Origin of the sequence: Citrobacter sp. KTE151, assembly GCF_000398845.1 — a bacterium.
Lineage (GTDB): Bacteria > Pseudomonadota > Gammaproteobacteria > Enterobacterales > Enterobacteriaceae > Citrobacter > Citrobacter braakii.
The window spans coordinates 440619-458664 of the sequence record NZ_KB976066.1 but is presented as its reverse complement, the minus strand read 5'-3'; the positions used below and the strand labels follow the sequence as shown (position 1 = coordinate 458664).

General features: G+C 52.2%; 15 protein-coding genes. 8 read left to right on the top strand and 7 right to left on the bottom strand.

Annotated elements, in window-relative coordinates; genetic code table 11:
- Positions 1-529: 529 nt before the first annotated feature.
- Complete coding sequence (gene glmU / locus WC7_RS02190) at positions 530-1900, top strand: bifunctional UDP-N-acetylglucosamine diphosphorylase/glucosamine-1-phosphate N-acetyltransferase GlmU (protein ID WP_016155082.1); 1371 nt, start codon at positions 530-532, stop codon at positions 1898-1900.
- 223 nt (positions 1901-2123) lie between these two features.
- On the top strand, positions 2124-3953 hold the full coding sequence (glmS, locus tag WC7_RS02195) for a glutamine--fructose-6-phosphate transaminase (isomerizing) (protein WP_016155081.1): 1830 nt from the start codon (positions 2124-2126) through the stop codon (positions 3951-3953).
- 69 nt (positions 3954-4022) lie between these two features.
- On the opposite strand, the gene WC7_RS26880 is transcribed toward glmS, so the two are convergent.
- A protein-coding gene (locus WC7_RS26880; protein WP_155849795.1) for an IS3 family transposase occupies positions 4023-5386 on the bottom strand; the annotation gives its coding sequence in 2 pieces (ribosomal slippage) (positions 4023-4909 and positions 4909-5386; 1365 coding nt in all).
- Positions 5387-5737: 351 nt separating this feature from the next.
- On the opposite strand from WC7_RS26880, the gene pstS reads away from it, so the two are divergent.
- The 5 genes from pstS to phoU all read left to right on the top strand — a co-directional run bounded on the left by pstS (position 5738) and on the right by phoU (position 10440).
- Positions 5738-6778 carry a phosphate ABC transporter substrate-binding protein PstS gene (gene pstS, locus WC7_RS02210; RefSeq protein WP_016155079.1) on the top strand — a complete coding sequence of 347 codons (1041 nt, stop codon included), beginning with the start codon at positions 5738-5740 and terminating at the stop codon, positions 6776-6778.
- Between the two features lie 192 nt (positions 6779-6970).
- Positions 6971-7930, top strand: coding sequence for a phosphate ABC transporter permease PstC (gene pstC, locus WC7_RS02215; RefSeq protein ID WP_016155078.1), 960 nt, complete (start codon positions 6971-6973; stop codon positions 7928-7930).
- Entirely contained in the window at positions 7930-8820 is an 891-nt protein-coding gene (gene pstA, locus WC7_RS02220) for a phosphate ABC transporter permease PstA (protein WP_016155077.1), read from the top strand. The genes pstC and pstA overlap by 1 nt, the downstream gene beginning before the upstream one ends.
- A gap of 106 nt (positions 8821-8926) precedes the next feature.
- The gene (pstB, locus tag WC7_RS02225) at positions 8927-9700 is read left to right on the top strand and encodes a phosphate ABC transporter ATP-binding protein PstB (protein WP_003023821.1); all 774 of its coding nucleotides are present in this window, start codon (positions 8927-8929) and stop codon (positions 9698-9700) included.
- 14 nt (positions 9701-9714) lie between these two features.
- The gene (phoU, locus tag WC7_RS02230) at positions 9715-10440 is read left to right on the top strand and encodes a phosphate signaling complex protein PhoU (RefSeq protein WP_003023824.1); all 726 of its coding nucleotides are present in this window, start codon (positions 9715-9717) and stop codon (positions 10438-10440) included.
- A gap of 83 nt (positions 10441-10523) precedes the next feature.
- On the opposite strand, the gene yieH is transcribed toward phoU, so the two are convergent.
- Complete coding sequence (yieH, locus tag WC7_RS02235; RefSeq protein WP_016155076.1) at positions 10524-11189, bottom strand: 6-phosphogluconate phosphatase; 666 nt, start codon at positions 11187-11189, stop codon at positions 10524-10526.
- A gap of 167 nt (positions 11190-11356) precedes the next feature.
- On the opposite strand from yieH, the gene adeP reads away from it, so the two are divergent.
- The gene (gene adeP, locus WC7_RS02240) at positions 11357-12694 is read left to right on the top strand and encodes an adenine permease AdeP (protein WP_016155075.1); all 1338 of its coding nucleotides are present in this window, start codon (positions 11357-11359) and stop codon (positions 12692-12694) included.
- Between the two features lie 115 nt (positions 12695-12809).
- On the opposite strand, the gene WC7_RS02245 is transcribed toward adeP, so the two are convergent.
- The 5 genes from WC7_RS02245 to mnmE all read right to left on the bottom strand — a co-directional run bounded on the left by WC7_RS02245 (position 12810) and on the right by mnmE (position 17974).
- The gene (locus WC7_RS02245) at positions 12810-13376 is read right to left on the bottom strand and encodes an NADPH-dependent FMN reductase (protein WP_003827046.1); all 567 of its coding nucleotides are present in this window, start codon (positions 13374-13376) and stop codon (positions 12810-12812) included.
- 30 nt (positions 13377-13406) lie between these two features.
- Entirely contained in the window at positions 13407-14153 is a 747-nt protein-coding gene (locus tag WC7_RS02250) for a 4'-phosphopantetheinyl transferase family protein (protein WP_016155074.1), read from the bottom strand.
- Between the two features lie 166 nt (positions 14154-14319).
- Positions 14320-15279: an HTH-type transcriptional regulator YidZ gene (gene yidZ, locus WC7_RS02255; protein WP_016155073.1), complete on the bottom strand. Its 960-nt coding sequence runs from the start codon at positions 15277-15279 to the stop codon at positions 14320-14322.
- Entirely contained in the window at positions 15248-16429 is a 1182-nt protein-coding gene (locus WC7_RS02260) for an MFS transporter (protein WP_016155072.1), read from the bottom strand. Before WC7_RS02260 ends, yidZ begins: the two co-directional genes overlap by 32 nt.
- A gap of 180 nt (positions 16430-16609) precedes the next feature.
- A complete protein-coding gene (mnmE, locus tag WC7_RS02265) occupies positions 16610-17974 on the bottom strand; it encodes a tRNA uridine-5-carboxymethylaminomethyl(34) synthesis GTPase MnmE (protein ID WP_016155071.1) in 1365 nt (454 codons plus the stop codon).
- Between the last annotated feature and the right edge of the window lie 72 nt (positions 17975-18046).

Genomic DNA, 18046 nt, shown 5'->3' with positions numbered 1-18046 from the left:
CGTAGACTCTTTTTTGTGTGATGTGTGTCACATAATTAACTCAGATAAAAACAGGATAGCAACATGAAACTGATTAATAAAATCATCGCCCTTTTCAGCAGCATGGAAGTTTAGTCTTCCCGACCTGCTCTGTGGCGCGATGCTTCATACGGTTATCAGCACGCGCCAGTTGTTATTAAATCCCACTCCTCCGCTTTATCGTTTGTCCTCTTCCCTTTTAAAACTCTATTTTCCCTGTCTGTTTTTTCTGCTTCTCGCTGAATCACATTAATAAAATTGTACTTTTCTTTTGTAACTCTTTATTCATGCAGTAAAAAAATAGCAAAAACATTAACCTAAGGCTTTAATAAGAGCAGACTCCTGGTTTTGGGAGACAAAAGACGCCGAAATAGACGAAAATAGAGTGTTATCAGAGGGGAAATTATCCCGATTGAACGTTTTATTTTCGGTCCATTTCACGATGAAAAAAATGTAGTATTTTCAATGTGAAACGGTATAAATTCGTTCTCAAATTACAGTCAGGACGTGTATGTTGAATAATGCTATGAGCGTCGTGATCCTTGCCGCAGGCAAAGGCACGCGTATGTATTCCGATCTCCCTAAAGTGCTGCATACCCTCGCAGGAAAGCCGATGGTTCAGCATGTCATTGATGCCGCTAATGAATTAGGTGCGACTCACGTACATCTGGTCTACGGGCACGGTGGTGATTTGCTTAAGCAGACGCTGAAAGATGGCAATCTAAACTGGATTCTGCAGGCAGAGCAGTTGGGGACCGGCCATGCAATGCAGCAGGCAGCGCCATTCTTTGGTGATGACGAAGACATTTTGATGCTCTATGGCGATGTGCCGCTGATCTCTACCGATACCTTACGTAGCCTGCGTGATGCTAAACCGCAGGGCGGCATCGGCCTGTTAACGGTAAAACTGGATGATCCATCCGGCTATGGGCGTATTACGCGTGAGAACGGTAACGTCACCGGTATCGTCGAGCATAAAGATGCAACTAACGAGCAGCGCCAAATCCAGGAAATCAACACTGGTATTCTGATTGCCAATGGCGCGGATATGAAGCGCTGGCTGTCCAAACTCACCAATAACAATGCGCAGGGTGAATACTACATCACCGATATCATTGCGATGGCGTATCAGGAAGGACGCGAAATTGCTGCGGTACATCCGGCACGTATTAGCGAAACAGAAGGGGTGAATAACCGTCTTCAGTTATCCCGTCTGGAGCGTGTTTATCAATCTGAGCAAGCAGAGAAACTGTTGCTGGCGGGCGTGATGCTGCGCGATCCTGCACGTTTTGATCTTCGCGGTACGCTTATTCACGGGCGCGATGTTGAAATTGATACTAACGTTATCATTGAAGGTAACGTAACCGTTGGGGATCGCGTCAAGATTGGTGCTGGCTGTATCATCAAAAACAGCGTGATTGGTGAAGGTTGTGAGCTTAGCCCATACAGTGTGGTGGAAGATGCCCATCTGGAAGCCGCTTGCACCATCGGTCCATTCGCGCGTCTGCGCCCGGGTGCTGAGCTGCAGGAAGGCGCGCACGTGGGTAACTTCGTCGAAATGAAAAAAGCGCGTCTGGGTAAAGGTTCTAAAGCTGGTCATCTGACCTATCTGGGCGATGCGGAAATTGGCGATAACGTGAATATCGGCGCGGGTACGATTACCTGCAACTACGATGGTGCCAATAAGTTTAAAACCATTATTGGTGATGATGTGTTTGTGGGTTCTGATACTCAGTTGGTGGCGCCTGTCACCGTGGGTAAAGGTGCCACCATCGCTGCTGGCACTACCGTAACGCGTAATGTCGCCGATAACGAACTGGTATTAAGCCGTGTACCTCAGGTCCATAAACAGGGCTGGCAGCGTCCGGTGAAGAAGAAGTAAGTGATTTTTGCCGGATGGTGGCCTACGTGCGGTGACGTTCTGTAGGCCTGATAAGCGTAAGCGCCATCAGGCAGACAAGAGATGAGGGGATAACATAATCCTCCGCTCAACAAGCAGTACCATAAAAATAACCCCACTCTCTACAAGGCTCGGGGCGCCCGGAAAGGGCAAATACAGGTCAGCGACAACGACAGGCAAATGCCTAAATTCGGAATCAAAAAATATGTGTGGAATTGTTGGCGCTATCGCGCAGCGTGATGTAGCTGAAATCCTTCTCGAAGGTTTACGTCGTCTGGAATATCGTGGTTATGACTCTGCTGGTCTGGCCGTTGTCGATGCTGAAGGCAACATGACCCGTCTGCGTCGTCTGGGTAAAGTGCAGATGCTGACTGCTGCCGCGGAAGAACATCCGCTGCATGGTGGTACAGGTATCGCTCATACCCGTTGGGCGACACACGGTGAACCTTCAGAAGCGAACGCGCATCCCCATGTTTCTGAACACATTGTTGTGGTGCATAACGGCATCATTGAAAACCATGAACCTCTGCGTGAACTACTGAAAACCCGTGGTTACACCTTTGTTTCTGAAACCGACACCGAAGTGATTGCTCACCTGGTGCATTGGGAACTGGAACAGGGTGGTACGCTGCGTGAAGCCGTACTGCGTACTATTCCACAGTTGCGCGGTGCCTATGGCACGGTGATCATGGATACCCGTAACCCGGAAACGCTGCTGGCGGCCCGTTCAGGTAGCCCGCTGGTGATTGGTCTGGGGATGGGGGAAAACTTTATCGCTTCCGATCAGCTGGCGCTGCTGCCGGTAACCCGTCGCTTTATCTTCCTGGAAGAAGGTGACATCGCAGAAGTGACCCGTCGTTCTGTCTCTATTTTCGACAAGTCTGGCGCACAAGTGAAGCGTCAGGATATCGAATCGAATCTGCAGTATGACGCGGGCGAAAAAGGTATTTATCGCCACTACATGCAGAAAGAGATCTACGAACAGCCGAACGCAATTAAAAATACGCTGACCGGTCGCATTAGTCACGGTGAGGTGGATTTAAGCGAACTGGGTTCACGTGCCAACGAGTTGCTGTCTCAGGTTGAGCATATCCAGATTATCGCCTGCGGTACGTCCTACAACTCCGGTATGGTGTCCCGCTACTGGTTTGAATCGCTGGCTGGTATTCCTTGTGATGTCGAAATCGCTTCCGAGTTCCGCTATCGCAAATCCGCCGTGCGTCGTAACAGTCTGATGATTACCCTTTCCCAGTCCGGTGAAACGGCGGATACCCTGGCGGGTCTGCGCTTATCTAAAGAGCTGGGCTATCTGGGCTCGCTGGCTATTTGTAACGTACCGGGATCTTCTCTGGTGCGCGAATCCGACCTGGCGATGATGACCAATGCCGGTACCGAAATCGGTGTGGCCTCGACGAAAGCATTTACCACCCAATTGACCGTTCTGCTGATGCTGGTGGCGAAACTGTCTCGTCTGAAAGGCCTGGATGCGTCTATTGAGCAGGAGATCGTTCACGGTCTGCAGGCACTGCCGAGCCGTATTGAGCAGATGCTGTCTCAGGACAAACGCATTGCCGCTCTGGCGGAAGGTTTCTCAGACAAACACCATGCGCTGTTCCTGGGGCGTGGCGATCAGTACCCGATTGCGCTGGAAGGCGCGCTGAAGCTGAAAGAGATCTCTTATATTCACGCTGAAGCATATGCTGCAGGCGAACTGAAACACGGTCCGCTGGCGCTGATTGATGCCGATATGCCGGTTATCGTAGTTGCACCGAACAACGAACTGTTGGAAAAACTGAAATCCAACATTGAAGAAGTTCGCGCTCGTGGCGGTCAGTTGTACGTCTTTGCGGACCAGGATGCTGGCTTTACCAGCAGCGAAAACATGCACATCATTGAGATGCCGCATGTGGAAGAGGTGATTGCACCGATCTTCTACACCGTTCCGCTGCAGTTGCTGGCGTATCACGTGGCGCTGATTAAAGGCACCGACGTGGACCAGCCGCGTAACCTGGCAAAGTCGGTTACCGTAGAGTAATCCGCACTTAACTGAACTGAAAATGCCCTGCTGCAAGTGGACTGACCCCATAAAGTTGGACAGTTCATGTTAAGCGGCTTTCAGAGCCTGGGTTCGGTATTCTACCGGACTCAGGCCTTTTAATTTCAGGCTTATTCGTTCGTTGTTGTAGTAATGGATATAGCTCTCTATCGCCTTCCTTAGTTCGCTGACACTGCTGAACTGACTCAGATAAAAACATTCCGATTTCAGCGTCCCGAAGAAGTTCTCCATCACCGCATTGTCCAGACAGTTCCCTTTACGCGACATACTCTGCGTCATGCCCTTCGCCTTTAACCTGGCCTGATAACCTTCCATTCGATATTGCCAGCCCTGATCCGAGTGCAGCAGCGTGCTATCTTCCGGGCTGAGCTTCAGGAACGCATCGTGCAGCATCGTATTAACCATCTCCATCACCGGCCTTTCCGACAGGCTGTAGGAGATAATCTCCCGGTTAAACAGGTCAAGAACCGGTGACAGGTACAGCTTTTTACCCTGTACCGAGAACTCAGTAACATCTGTAACCCATTTTTCGTTGGCTTTTGACGCGCCGAAGTTCCGGTTCAGTATATTGGGCGCTGCCCTGCCAGTTTCGCCTTTCCAGGAACGATATTTCTTCACCCTTATCAGGGACCGGAGCGACAGCTCTGCCATCAGTCGTTGCACTGTTTTATGGTTCACCAGCAGCCCCTGTTTTTTCAGCGAGAGCGTGATCCTGCGGTAGCCATAACGTCCTTTGTGATAGTGGTAAATCTCTCTTATTTTATCTTTCAGTCCGGCATGCCTGTCCATGCGCTTTAGCGCGTTCATATTGTGATACCACGTGCTGCGGGACATACCCGCGGCACGCAGAAGATCACTGAGCGCATACTCCAGCCTTAGCTCACTGATTATTGCGGCTTTTTGCCGTTTTTCTCGCTTTGAACTAAGGCCTTCAGCTTTTTTAGGTAGGCATTCTCTGCACGCAGGTAACGGAGTTCAGCCCGTAGTTCTTCGGGCGATAACGTTTCCAGTGCAGCATCGGTAAGTGGAGATGATTTTTTAGGTTTTTTCATGTCCTTGCTCCGGCCCTGTTTTATCCTCAGAAGTCCTTTCTCACCAGCATCCTGGTAAACATTAACCCAGTGCCGGACAACGGTTTCGGTTGAGATATTAAACCGTGCGGCGGCCTCGCGCATGGAAAGTTCTTCAGCGAGTACAGTCCGGACTACAGCAATCCGAAACGACGGTGAATGGCGGTCATTTTTCCAGGTAATACCATCAATACCGTGAAGTTGCCAGGCTCTTACCCAGCGTCGCACCGATGTTCTTTCAACACCAAAACGTTCAGCGGTACGATGTGTGCCATCGAGTCCGGCAAGGTAATGATTAACTACAGCTAATCTGGTTTCGAGGGAATATTTTGGCTTTGCCATAAAAAACTGCACCTTAGTCAGTTGGGTGTCCAACTTTTGGGGTGCAGTCCACAAGCGGGGCATTTTTTTAGCTTGTTCTGTTTTTAATCAATTATCCCGCCTGTTTTATGTGACAAACCGTCATCTTCAACTACTGTTTTCAGTGTCATAAAAAGAAAATTTCAGCGAAATGTTATTGTCATGATGGTGATTAACATTCTGTTTTAAATGTATTTTTAGATAAAAAACTTCCCAAGTTTTTCATTGTCATAAAACTGTCATATTTCGTACATTTAACTGTCACCTGTTTGTCCTATTTTGCTCACAGTAGCAACTCAAACAACGATTTACGAAAACCGTGCAGGAGACATTATGAAAGTTATGCGTACCACTGTCGCAACTGTTGTCGCCGCGACCTTATCCATGAGCGCGTTTTCTGCGTTTGCAGCAGCGAGCCTGACAGGTGCAGGTGCAACCTTCCCTGCGCCAGTGTATGCCAAATGGGCAGATACCTATCAGAAAGAGACCGGTAGCAAAGTAAACTACCAGGGTATCGGCTCCTCCGGTGGTGTAAAACAAATTACGGCCAATACCGTTGATTTCGGCGCCTCTGACGCACCGTTGTCTGACGAGAAACTGGCTCAAGAAGGCCTGTTCCAGTTCCCGACTGTTATCGGTGGTGTGGTGCTGGCGGTGAACATCCCTGGCCTGAAATCCGGCGAACTGGTGCTGGACGGTAAAACGCTGGGCGACATCTACCTCGGTAAAATTAAGAAGTGGGATGATGAAGCCATCACCAAACTGAACCCGGGTCTGAAGCTGCCTTCTCAGAATATCGCCGTTGTGCGTCGTGCTGACGGTTCCGGTACTTCCTTCGTTTTCACCAGCTACCTGGCGAAAGTGAACGAAGAGTGGAAATCTAAAATTGGTTCCGGCTCTACCGTTAACTGGCCGACCGGTCTGGGCGGTAAAGGTAACGACGGTATCGCTGCGTTCGTACAGCGTCTGCCGGGTTCTATCGGCTACGTTGAGTACGCTTACGCTAAGCAGAACAACCTGGCGTACACCAAGCTGGTCTCTGCTGATGGCAAACCGGTAAGTCCGACCGAAGAAAACTTTGCCAACGCTGCAAAAGGCGCTGACTGGAGCAAAACCTTCGCTCAGGATCTGACTAACCAGAAAGGTGACGATGCGTGGCCGATCACTTCCACCACCTTCATCTTGGTGCATAAAGAGCAGAAGAAACCTGAGCAGGGCGCTGAAGTGCTGAAGTTCTTCGATTGGGCGTACAAAAATGGTGGCAAACAGGCTAATGACCTGGATTACGCCAGCCTGCCGGACAGCGTGGTTGAGCAGATTCGTGCTGCATGGAAGACCAACGTGAAGGACAGCAGCGGTAAAGCGCTGTACTAAATACCCGTCATACTTCGAGCCGCAGCTGTGTTGGCTGTGCTTGTTCACCCCAGTCACATAGTGAATCTATGTGACTGGGTATTCACAAGCTTGCTGCCTTGCTGCAACTCGAATTATTTAGGGTATGGCATTACGTTAGCCGGGAAGCACGATAAAATGCGTGCTTCCTGGCCCAAACTTAAAGAGTGATTTATGGCTGCAACCAAGCCTGCTTTGAACCCACCGGGTAAAAAAGGTGACATGATATTCAGCGCGCTGGTAAAACTGGCTGCGCTGATTGTGCTATTGATGTTGGGTGGCATTATTGTCTCTCTGGTTATCTCCTCCTGGCCAAGCATTCAGAAATTTGGCTTCTCCTTTCTGTGGACTAAAGAATGGGATGCGCCAAACGATATCTACGGTGCATTAGTACCGATTTACGGTACGCTGGTCACCTCGCTTATCGCACTGCTGATCGCCGTTCCGGTGAGTTTTGGCATAGCCTTATTCCTGACTGAACTTGCTCCTGGCTGGCTGCGTCGCCCGCTGGGTATCGCTATTGAATTGCTGGCGGCAATTCCGAGTATCGTGTACGGCATGTGGGGCCTGTTTATCTTTGCCCCGCTGTTTGCGACTTACTTCCAGGAACCGGTCGGGAACATCCTTTCCAACATTCCGTTTGTTGGCGCGCTGTTTGCGGGTCCGGCATTTGGTATCGGTATTCTGGCCGCTGGCGTGATCCTCGCCATCATGATCATCCCGTACATTGCGGCGGTTATGCGCGATGTGTTCGAACAAACGCCGGTGCTGATGAAAGAGTCAGCCTACGGCATCGGTTGTACTACCTGGGAAGTTATCTGGCGCATCGTCCTGCCGTTCACCAAAAACGGTGTGATCGGCGGCGTGATGCTCGGTCTGGGCCGCGCGTTGGGTGAAACCATGGCGGTGACGTTCATCATCGGTAACACCTACCAGCTCGATAGTGCCTCGCTGTACATGCCGGGCAACAGTATTACTTCTGCGCTGGCGAATGAATTTGCCGAAGCGGAATCAGGACTGCACGTTGCCGCGTTGATGGAACTGGGCCTGATTCTGTTTGTGATTACCTTCATCGTGCTGGCGGCGTCTAAGTTCATGATCATGCGCCTTGCGAAAAACGAGGGGGCACGCTAATGGCTACGCTTGAAATGCAAAACACCGCTGCGCTTGCGGAATCCCGCCGTAAAATGCAGGCGCGTCGTCGTCTGAAGAACCGCATTGCGCTGACGCTCTCTATGGCGACCATGGCATTCGGTCTGTTCTGGCTTATCTGGATCCTGATGTCCACGATCACCCGCGGTATTGACGGTATGTCACTGGCACTGTTCACCGAAATGACACCTCCGCCGAATACGGCTGGTGGTGGTCTGGCGAATGCCCTGGCCGGTAGCGGACTGTTAATTCTGTGGGCGACCGTGTTTGGTACACCGCTTGGTATTATGGCGGGCATCTACCTGGCTGAGTACGGACGCAAGTCCTGGCTGGCTGAGGTGATCCGCTTTATCAACGACATCCTGCTTTCTGCGCCATCAATCGTGGTCGGTCTGTTCGTTTACACCATCGTGGTAGCAAAAATGGAGCACTTTTCCGGCTGGGCGGGCGTTATCGCGCTGGCGCTGCTGCAGGTGCCCATTGTTATTCGTACCACGGAGAACATGCTCAAGCTGGTACCGGATAGCCTGCGTGAAGCCGCCTATGCGCTGGGTACGCCGAAATGGAAGATGATTTCTGCAATCACCCTGAAGGCCTCTGTCTCAGGCATCATTACAGGCGTTTTACTGGCTATTGCACGTATCGCAGGTGAAACGGCTCCGCTGCTGTTTACATCGCTCTCCAATCAGTTCTGGAGCACCGACATGATGCAGCCTATCGCCAACCTGCCGGTCACTATCTTTAAGTTTGCGATGAGCCCGTTTGCTGAGTGGCAGCAACTGGCCTGGGCCGGGGTACTGATTATTACCCTGTGCGTACTGCTGCTGAACATTCTGGCGCGCGTCATTTTCGCGAAGAAGAAACACGGTTAAGACGAAGTGCCGGATGGCGGCGTAAACGCCTTATCCGGCCTACGATTGAAGACATTTGTAGGCCTGAAAGCTGCGCGCCATCAGGCATGATGAGGAAAAGATTGAAATGAGTATGGTTGATACTGCCCCGGGTAAGATTCAGGTTCGTGATTTGAACTTCTACTATGGCAAGTTCCATGCCCTGAAGAACATCAACCTGGATATTGCCAAAAACCAGGTAACGGCGTTTATCGGGCCGTCAGGCTGTGGTAAATCGACGTTGCTGCGTACGTTCAATAAAATGTTTGAACTGTACCCGGAACAGCGTGCGGAAGGCGAAATCCTGCTGGATGGCGACAATATTCTCACCAACACTCAGGATATCGCTCTGCTGCGTGCCAAAGTGGGCATGGTATTCCAGAAGCCGACGCCGTTCCCGATGTCCATCTACGACAACATCGCTTTTGGCGTGCGTCTGTTTGAGAAACTCTCTCGAGCGGATATGGACGAGCGTGTGCAGTGGGCATTGACCAAGGCCGCACTGTGGAACGAAACCAAAGATAAATTACACCAGAGCGGGTACTCTCTCTCCGGTGGTCAGCAGCAGCGTCTGTGTATTGCGCGTGGGATCGCCATTCGCCCGGAAGTGCTTCTGCTTGATGAGCCGTGTTCAGCGCTCGACCCTATTTCTACCGGGCGTATTGAAGAGCTGATCACTGAGCTGAAAGAGGATTACACCGTCGTTATCGTTACCCACAACATGCAGCAGGCTGCGCGTTGTTCCGATCACACGGCATTTATGTACCTGGGCGAGTTGATTGAGTTCAGTAACACGGACGATCTGTTCACCAAGCCCGCGAAGAAACAAACTGAAGACTACATCACCGGTCGTTACGGCTGATTCAGGAGCTTGTTGTGGATAATCTTAACCTTAATAAACATATTTCCGGCCAGTTCAATGCAGAGCTGGAAAGCATCCGTACCCAGGTGATGACCATGGGTGGCATGGTCGAGCAGCAGCTTTCTGATGCGATTACCGCCATGCACAATCAGGACAGTGAGCTGGCGAAGCGCGTCATTGAGGGCGATAAGAACGTCAATATGATGGAAGTGGCGATCGACGAGGCCTGCGTGCGTATCATTGCCAAGCGTCAGCCGACCGCCAGTGACTTGCGTCTGGTGATGGCGATTATCAAAACGATCGCTGAGCTGGAACGTATTGGCGACGTTGCGGATAAAATTTGCCGCACCGCGCTGGAGAAATTTTCTCAACAGCATCAGCCGCTGCTGGTAAGCCTGGAATCACTGGGTCGTCACACCGTACAAATGCTGCATGACGTGCTGGATGCGTTTGCGCGTATGGATCTTGACGAAGCGGTACGTATTTATCGCGAAGATAAGAAAGTCGACCAGGAGTATGAAGGTATCGTGCGTCAGCTGATGACCTACATGATGGAAGACCCGCGTACCATTCCAAGCGTGCTGACCGCGCTGTTCTGCGCGCGCTCCATCGAGCGTATTGGTGACCGTTGCCAGAATATCTGCGAATACATCTTCTACTTCGTGAAGGGACAAGACTTCCGTCACGTGGGCGGTGATGAGCTGGATAAGCTGCTGGCGGGCAAAGATCCGAAAGAGTGATATTTGTGGCGGGTGGCGCTAACGCTTACCCGCTCTACAAGACATGCAGGCCGGATCAGCGTTAGCGCCATACGGCCTTTCAGTTATCGCGTAATATTCCAACCCCGCGCTTTCCACAACGCTGGCAACTGCGCCAGATCGGTAAACGTCGTCACTTTTGGATGATCGATTGGTTTGTTATGCGGATCGGCGCAGAAGTAAAACACTTCCATCCCTGCAGCAATCCCCGCCTGCGCACCTGCGCTGGAGTCATCAACCAGAATGCAGTTCTCAACGTTAACGTCCATCGCTTTCGCCGCATGGAACATCAGGGCCGGATCGGGTTTCCAGCGTTGAATATCGTAGCCGCTGAACAGTAAATCAGGGAAATGGTGCAACATGCCCAGCTTACCCAGAGAGTGCTGCATTTTGCTGACCGGACCGTTAGATACCACGCTCATAGGGACGGTCATGCTGTCCAGCAGCGCATTGGCTCCGGCAATCACCTCCAGTTCCGTATCGAACAGACGTGCGACCTCTGCGCGGTAAACCGGTTCTAATTCGGCTTTTGCCAGTTCGACACCGTGCTCTTCGTTGATAATGTCGATGATCTCGTACAGCTTTACCCCCTTGAAGCGTTTAAAAGTTTCTTCAAGATCGAGCGTAATGCCGAACGCCTGGAACATGCTGACATACGCGCGAGAACAAATCACTTCACTGTCGACAAGGGTACCGTCACAGTCAAAAAATACGGCTTCTATCTGGGACATGTCATTTCCGTTTTAACAAGTTTAACGTTTTCGTAATGCATTATTGGGTGACGCAATCGTTGCCGTATAAGCAAAATCAATGAAAAAAGTTGCTCATAACCCAACCCTATTGTCGCATTTTGGTATAGGATAGCGACGAATTTTCCCTCCTTGTTCGGAAATTGATAATGAGTCAACAACACACAACCCAGGCTTCTGGCCAGGGGATGCTGGAACGCGTGTTCAAACTGCGCGAACATGGCACGACGGCACGGACCGAAGTGATCGCCGGTTTAACCACCTTCCTGACGATGGTGTATATCGTTTTTGTTAACCCGCAAATTCTTGGCGTGGCTGGCATGGATACCAGCGCCGTCTTTGTGACCACCTGCCTGATTGCTGCATTTGGTAGCATCCTGATGGGCCTGTTTGCCAACCTGCCGGTCGCACTTGCGCCTGCTATGGGTCTGAATGCGTTCTTCGCCTTCGTGGTCGTTGGCGCGATGGGCCTGTCATGGCAGATCGGTATGGGCGCAATCTTCTGGGGCGCGGTAGGTCTGCTGCTACTGACGATTTTCCGCGTACGTTATTGGATGATTGCCAACATCCCGGTTAGCTTGCGCGTGGGGATCACCAGCGGTATTGGTCTGTTCATCGGCATGATGGGGCTGAAAAACGCTGGTGTTATCGTCGCCAACCAAGACACCCTGGTGTCTATTGGCAACCTGACGTCCCACAGCGTACTGCTCGGTATTCTGGGCTTCTTTATCATCGCGATTCTGGCTTCACGTAACATCCATGCGGCGGTACTGATCTCTATCATTGTGACCACGCTGCTGGGTTGGATGCTGGGCGATGTCCATTACAACGGGATCGTCTCCGCGCCGCCGAGCGTAATGTCCGTTATCGGGCATGTTGATCTGGCTGGTTCGTTTAACATTGGTCTTGCGGGCGTAATTTTTTCGTTCATGCTGGTCAACCTGTTCGACTCCTCCGGTACGCTAATTGGCGTCACGGATAAAGCAGGTCTGGCGGATGCGAAGGGTAAGTTTCCGCGCATGAAGCAGGCGCTGTATGTGGATAGCGTGTCATCGGTTGCTGGTGCGTTTATCGGTACTTCTTCCGTTACCGCGTATATCGAGTCTTCTTCCGGGGTTTCTGTCGGTGGACGTACTGGCCTGACCGCGGTAGTTGTTGGCCTGTTGTTCCTGTTGGTTATCTTCCTGTCGCCGCTGGCGGGAATGGTACCGGGATATGCGGCCGCTGGTGCGCTGATTTACGTTGGCGTCCTGATGACATCAAGCCTGTCGCGCGTGAAGTGGGATGACCTGACTGAAGCCGTTCCGGCGTTTATTACCGCCGTGATGATGCCGTTTAGCTTCTCGATTACCGAAGGTATCGCGCTGGGCTTTATTTCCTACTGTGTGATGAAAATCGGTACCGGACGTTTCCGCGATCTCAGCCCATGCGTCATCGTTGTCGCACTGCTGTTTGTGTTGAAGATTGTGTTTATCGACGCGCATTAATTGCCGCTGAGACGGTGCTGCGCGAGGCGTGTAGACCTGATAAGCGCAGCGCCATCAGGCAAATTTGATAACCGGATACGGCCCGCCAGGCATTGCAGCCAGCGGGCTTTTTCTTTTAGGCTTTCACACGCTGGATGTAGTCGCCAAATGCGGTCAGCTGGCCGGTTAGATGGTCCAGCGTACTTTGGTCGATCACTTCACCTGTCTGCGGGTCCACTTTGTTCTGAATCACACCGCCCATAAATTCCGGCTTATTCATTACCATGGCGTCGAGGAACACCAGGATCTGACGCAGATGGTACTGGCAGCGCGCGCCGCCAATGGCGCCCATGGAGCTGGTCTGGATCAGCACCGGCTTACCCGATAATGGCTGATCCGGCAGGCGGGACAGCCAGTCGATGGCGTTCTTCAGTCCGCCAGGCACGGAATAGTTATATTCCGGTGTCACGATGACGACACCGTCAGCCTTCCTGATTTGCTCTGCCAGCGCTTCTACGCTTGCCGGAAAACCTTCTTCCTGCTGGAGGTCGGCATCGTACAGTGGGATATCACCAATTGATGGCAACGCGTTGACTTCCATTCCTGCTGGAGCAATCTTGGGCAGCGTACGGGCAACCATTCCATTAAACGAACCTTTGCGCAGACTTCCCAGTAACGTAACAACATTCAATGTTTCTGACATGGTGACTCCTGTTTCATCATAAAGGTTAAATCAAAGCGTATGGCTCTTCGCTGCGCATAATTGAGAGAACCGGATCAGACGACCCGTAGGCTCATTGGCGCGGGTCTGGATATCAGGCAAACTTTTCCAGTCCTGTTTACCATCAAACTCCCAAACCTTGAGTTTTTCAATGGTTGGCGTAACCGCAACCGACCACACCAGAACATCTTCCGCATCGCAAATGGCTTCAACCTGCGCAACATGTGCACATTTCAGACGTCCTGCGCCGGGTAAAAGCTGGAGTTCGTGCGGATCATCATTGCTTACATCGCCGGTGAGTTTGAGTACGCTCTGGCGCAACGTAATGAGCTGCGCGCGTGCTTCGTTGGGGTCGTTTTGGTTATTGATCCACAGATTTTCGTTGCTGGAGAAGCGCCATGTTTCCGTTGAATGCGGATGGTGAAAGCTGCGGGTAGCTCGCTGCAGTTCCATATCCAGCCCGCACGTTCCTTCAGTTGTTAGCGCAACGCCAACGATATTCCCGGCATAAGAAATCGAAAATCCCGGCAGGTTCTTATCGCGAAAAATGGGCTTACCTTTGGCCTGAGTAACAATCTCGGGCAGCGTACTGGTGCCGTAAAGCATAAACATCAGTTCAGCGAGTAAACTTCGGGAAGCCAGGAAACGTGTTCGGCGATGAGCGGGGAGATCTCTTGCTTCGATATGACATGGAGAAGGGAGGCGAGCTGAAACCAGGTGTCCCTCCGTAAGAATCCCTCTGGCAAAATGTGTCGCCATTTTTCGCTCCGTGATTAATGGTCCGTGATAATTACCAGAGTAACATTTACGCGGCATCCAGGCAGGCTTTGCTGCCCAAAAAGTAAGCTGAAATAGAATACATTACGCGATATTTACATTTCTGTTGCCAGAATAGTCGATTTAGCAACAAAGTGGCGGTGCAACGTCAAGACATATCGCGATAAAGCGCCTTGATGGTGTCTTTCAACCAGACGATCTTAGGATTATGACTGTTACGTTTGTGCCAAAGAAGGGTGAACGGTACGCGCATTTTTTCCAGCTGCGCGGCATCAAAAGGCATAGGACGCGCCACGAGCGGAAGCTGGTGGAGTTGGTTATAACGCTGGCAATAAACCGGAGCTGTGGCTATCAGCGCGTGATCCGGCTGGGCGGCCATAAACAGCGACTGCTCAAAACCGGGCAGACATAACGCAATATTGCGCGCGCGCCCCATCTCTTGCAGGACTTCATCCAGCGCCCAGGTATCGCTTTGCTCCCAGCTAATGCTGATGTGCGGATAGCGCAGAAATGTGTCCAGATTCCACTCTTCCTGCAATGCCGGATGATCTTCACGTAGCCAGACACAGGGGAGATCGGAAAACAGCACTTCATGGTCGATCGACAACGGCAGCAAACTCAACAGTTCACGCGAACGCGGATGGCTTTCCCGGCCAGTAAAGCCAATATCCACTTCGCCGCGAATAATTGCATCCAGCGAATCATAGTCCCAGTTGCGTATTTTGATAGTAGCCTGGGGATAACGCTGATAGATCTGTCGGGAGAGCGCGTTAAACATGATCATCACCAGCGGCGTTTCGGCCACCAGATCAAACTTCAGCCCGCGCGGCGCTTCATGGTGTGGCTTATCCAGCAACTGGTTACTCATCTGCATCCACTCTGCCAGATTCTGTTCCATGCTGACCATCAGCGGTGTGGGCGTTAGCCCCAGCGGGGTGTTTACAAACAGTGGATCGTCAAACCAGGCCCGCAGTTTCGACAGCGACTTGCTGACTGCCGACGGCGTGACGTTCATCCGTTTGGCAGTTTTGGTAACACTGCGTTCCTGCATCAACAGCTGCAGGCAGAGCAATAAATTAAGATCGAGACTGCTGAGGGATTTCTTCATGAGTTGGCGTGGACCGGTTAGGGGCAACAGTGATAATCAGCATGATACTCACTATGCTACAGCCAATCAGAATCCCGATCAGCATATTCAGCGCATCAAGACCGAGCACCGCCGCCAGCCATATCCACAGCGAGGAACCGCAAACCTGTGCAATACCTAACGCCGAGCTGGCAACGCCCGCACGCAGCGAGAAAGGTCCCAGCGCCTGACTCATCGCGACACCGAAGCCGACCGAGAACCCGGCACAGATTAAGGTCAGCCCAAACAGCGTCACCATGTGCGTACTGGCAAGAGTTAACACCACACCGGCAGACAGAAACAGCACTTGTGAGGTCAGCATCAGAACGCGAGGTTTAAACACGCTCAGGGCGAATGGCGTAGAGAACGAGACCGCCATACTGATGCCTGCGGTCATGGCCATCGTGGTGGCGTACTCACCACGGTCAAAGCCCATCACTTCCATCAACAGCACCGGCGAAGTATTCACGAAGGTCAGGATCACCGACACGCTGAGAGTGGTGATGGCCAGACGGCTTAAGAAAAAACGGTTCACCAGCGATTCAGATAGGTGGTTCTTCTCTGCAGATGCCGGGAGCATCGCTGGGCGCGATTCTCGCAGGATAAACACTGACAGCAGGCAAACGGCCACACCCATACCGATCATCGTGTAGAACAGGCTCTGCCACGGGTATTTGAGCATAATCAGATGCCCCATCACCGGTGCCAGTACCGGCACGATACAGGTGATACCGTTCAACAGCGACAGTACCTTCGCCCGGCGGCGATCATCGAGCGTATCGCGCAGGATGGCGAAAGCCACCACATAGCAGCAGCCTGCGCCTACGCCCTGAATAAAGCGGCCTGTGAGAAACGGCGTACCGCTTTCGGCGAATGAACACAGCGCAGAGGCGAAAATAAAGATGAGGGCGCCGACAATAGCGACGGGTTTGCGTCCTGACTGGTCAGCAATTTTCCCGGCAAACAGCATCGCCGTCGCCATTCCCGCCAGATAAACCGAAAACGCGATATGCAGTTGCGCCTCGCTGGCCTGTAAATCGGCAGCAATACGGGGCAGCCCCACCAGATACATATCAATACCCGCGGGATAGAGTAACACCAGGGCGAAACTGCAGATTAGAAAGCGTGTCATAGCGACCTCATGAGGAATGTGGCGCTAAGCATACGGGCAGAGAGTCAACTGCACGAGTTGCCATTTGGACAACAGTGATTTCCATATGGGAAATTACTTGTAGCCGGATAGCCGCTTTGCTTTATCCGACTTACGGGTACTGTAGGCCCGGTAGGCATCGCACCACCGGGCAACACAACGTTATTTGCCAATACAGAAGCTGGAGAAAATCCTTCCCAGCAGATCGTCGGAGGTAAATTCCCCGGTGATCTCACTGAGGTTCTGCTGCGCCAGACGTAGTTCCTCTGCCAGCAATTCTCCGGCCCATGCTCCGAGCAGTTGGGCTTTACCCTGCTCGAGATGCTCCGCCGCTTCTGCCAGCGCCTGCAGGTGACGACGGCGCGCCAGGAAGCCGCCTTCCATATTGGTTTCAAAACCCATGCTCTGTTTGAGATGGTTACGCAGCACGTCAACGCCTTCACCGGTACGCGCGGATAGGCGAACCAGTGAGTGGCCATTTACTTCGCTAAGGCCCAGCGTCTCACCGGTAATATCCGCTTTGTTACGCACCACGGTAATCGGCAGTTTGGCTGGCAGACGGGCAATAAAGTCTGGCCAGATGTCAGCCGGGTCCACGGCGTCGGTGGTGGTGCCATCAACCATAAACAGAACGCGGTCGGCCTGTTCAATTTCCTGCCACGCGCGTTCGATACCAATGCGTTCAACTTCATCGCTGGCATCGCGCAGACCGGCAGTGTCGATGATGTGCAGCGGCATACCGTCGATATGAATATGCTCACGCAGTACGTCGCGAGTCGTACCCGCAATGTCGGTCACAATGGCCGCCTCACGACCTGCCAGCGCGTTCAGTAGGCTTGATTTCCCGGCATTTGGGCGACCGGCAATGACCACCTTCATCCCTTCGCGCAGAAGGCTGCCCTGACGCGCTTCGGCACGAACGGCATCGAGATCGCTGATAACGTTGTTGAGCTGCGCTTCAATCTTGCCATCAGACAGGAAGTCGATTTCTTCATCCGGAAAGTCGATCGCCGCTTCCACGTAAATGCGCAGGTGAGTGAGCGCTTCCACAAGATGATTTACCCGTGCAGAAAATGCGCCCTGCAACGAGTTCAGCGCCGAGCGAGCGGCTTGCTCTGAGCTGGCATCGATCAGGTCGGCAATTGCCTCTGCCTGGGCCAGATCAAGCTTATCATTGAGAAACGCACGCTCGGAGAATTCACCCGGTCTGGCAATGCGCAGCCCGGGAATGGTCAGAATACGTTTGAGCAGCAGATCGAGAATCACCGGACCGCCATGGCCCTGAAGCTCTAAAACATCTTCACCGGTAAAGGAGTTCGGGCCGGGGAACCACAGGGCAATTCCCTGATCCAGCGTGCTGCCATCCGCGTCTTTAAACGGCAGATAGTCGGCATAGCGCGGTTTTGGTAGTTTCCCCAGTACGGTTTCTGCAACCTCGCGCGCCTTCAGGCCGGAGATGCGCAGGATACCCACGCCACCACGTCCCGGTGGGGTGGCCTGAGCGACGATGGTGTCGTTATGGTTCATGATAGCTCTCTTGTAAATGTAAAAAAGGCGGTCTAATGACCGCCTTCTCTGGCATTAACTTTACCGTGAATA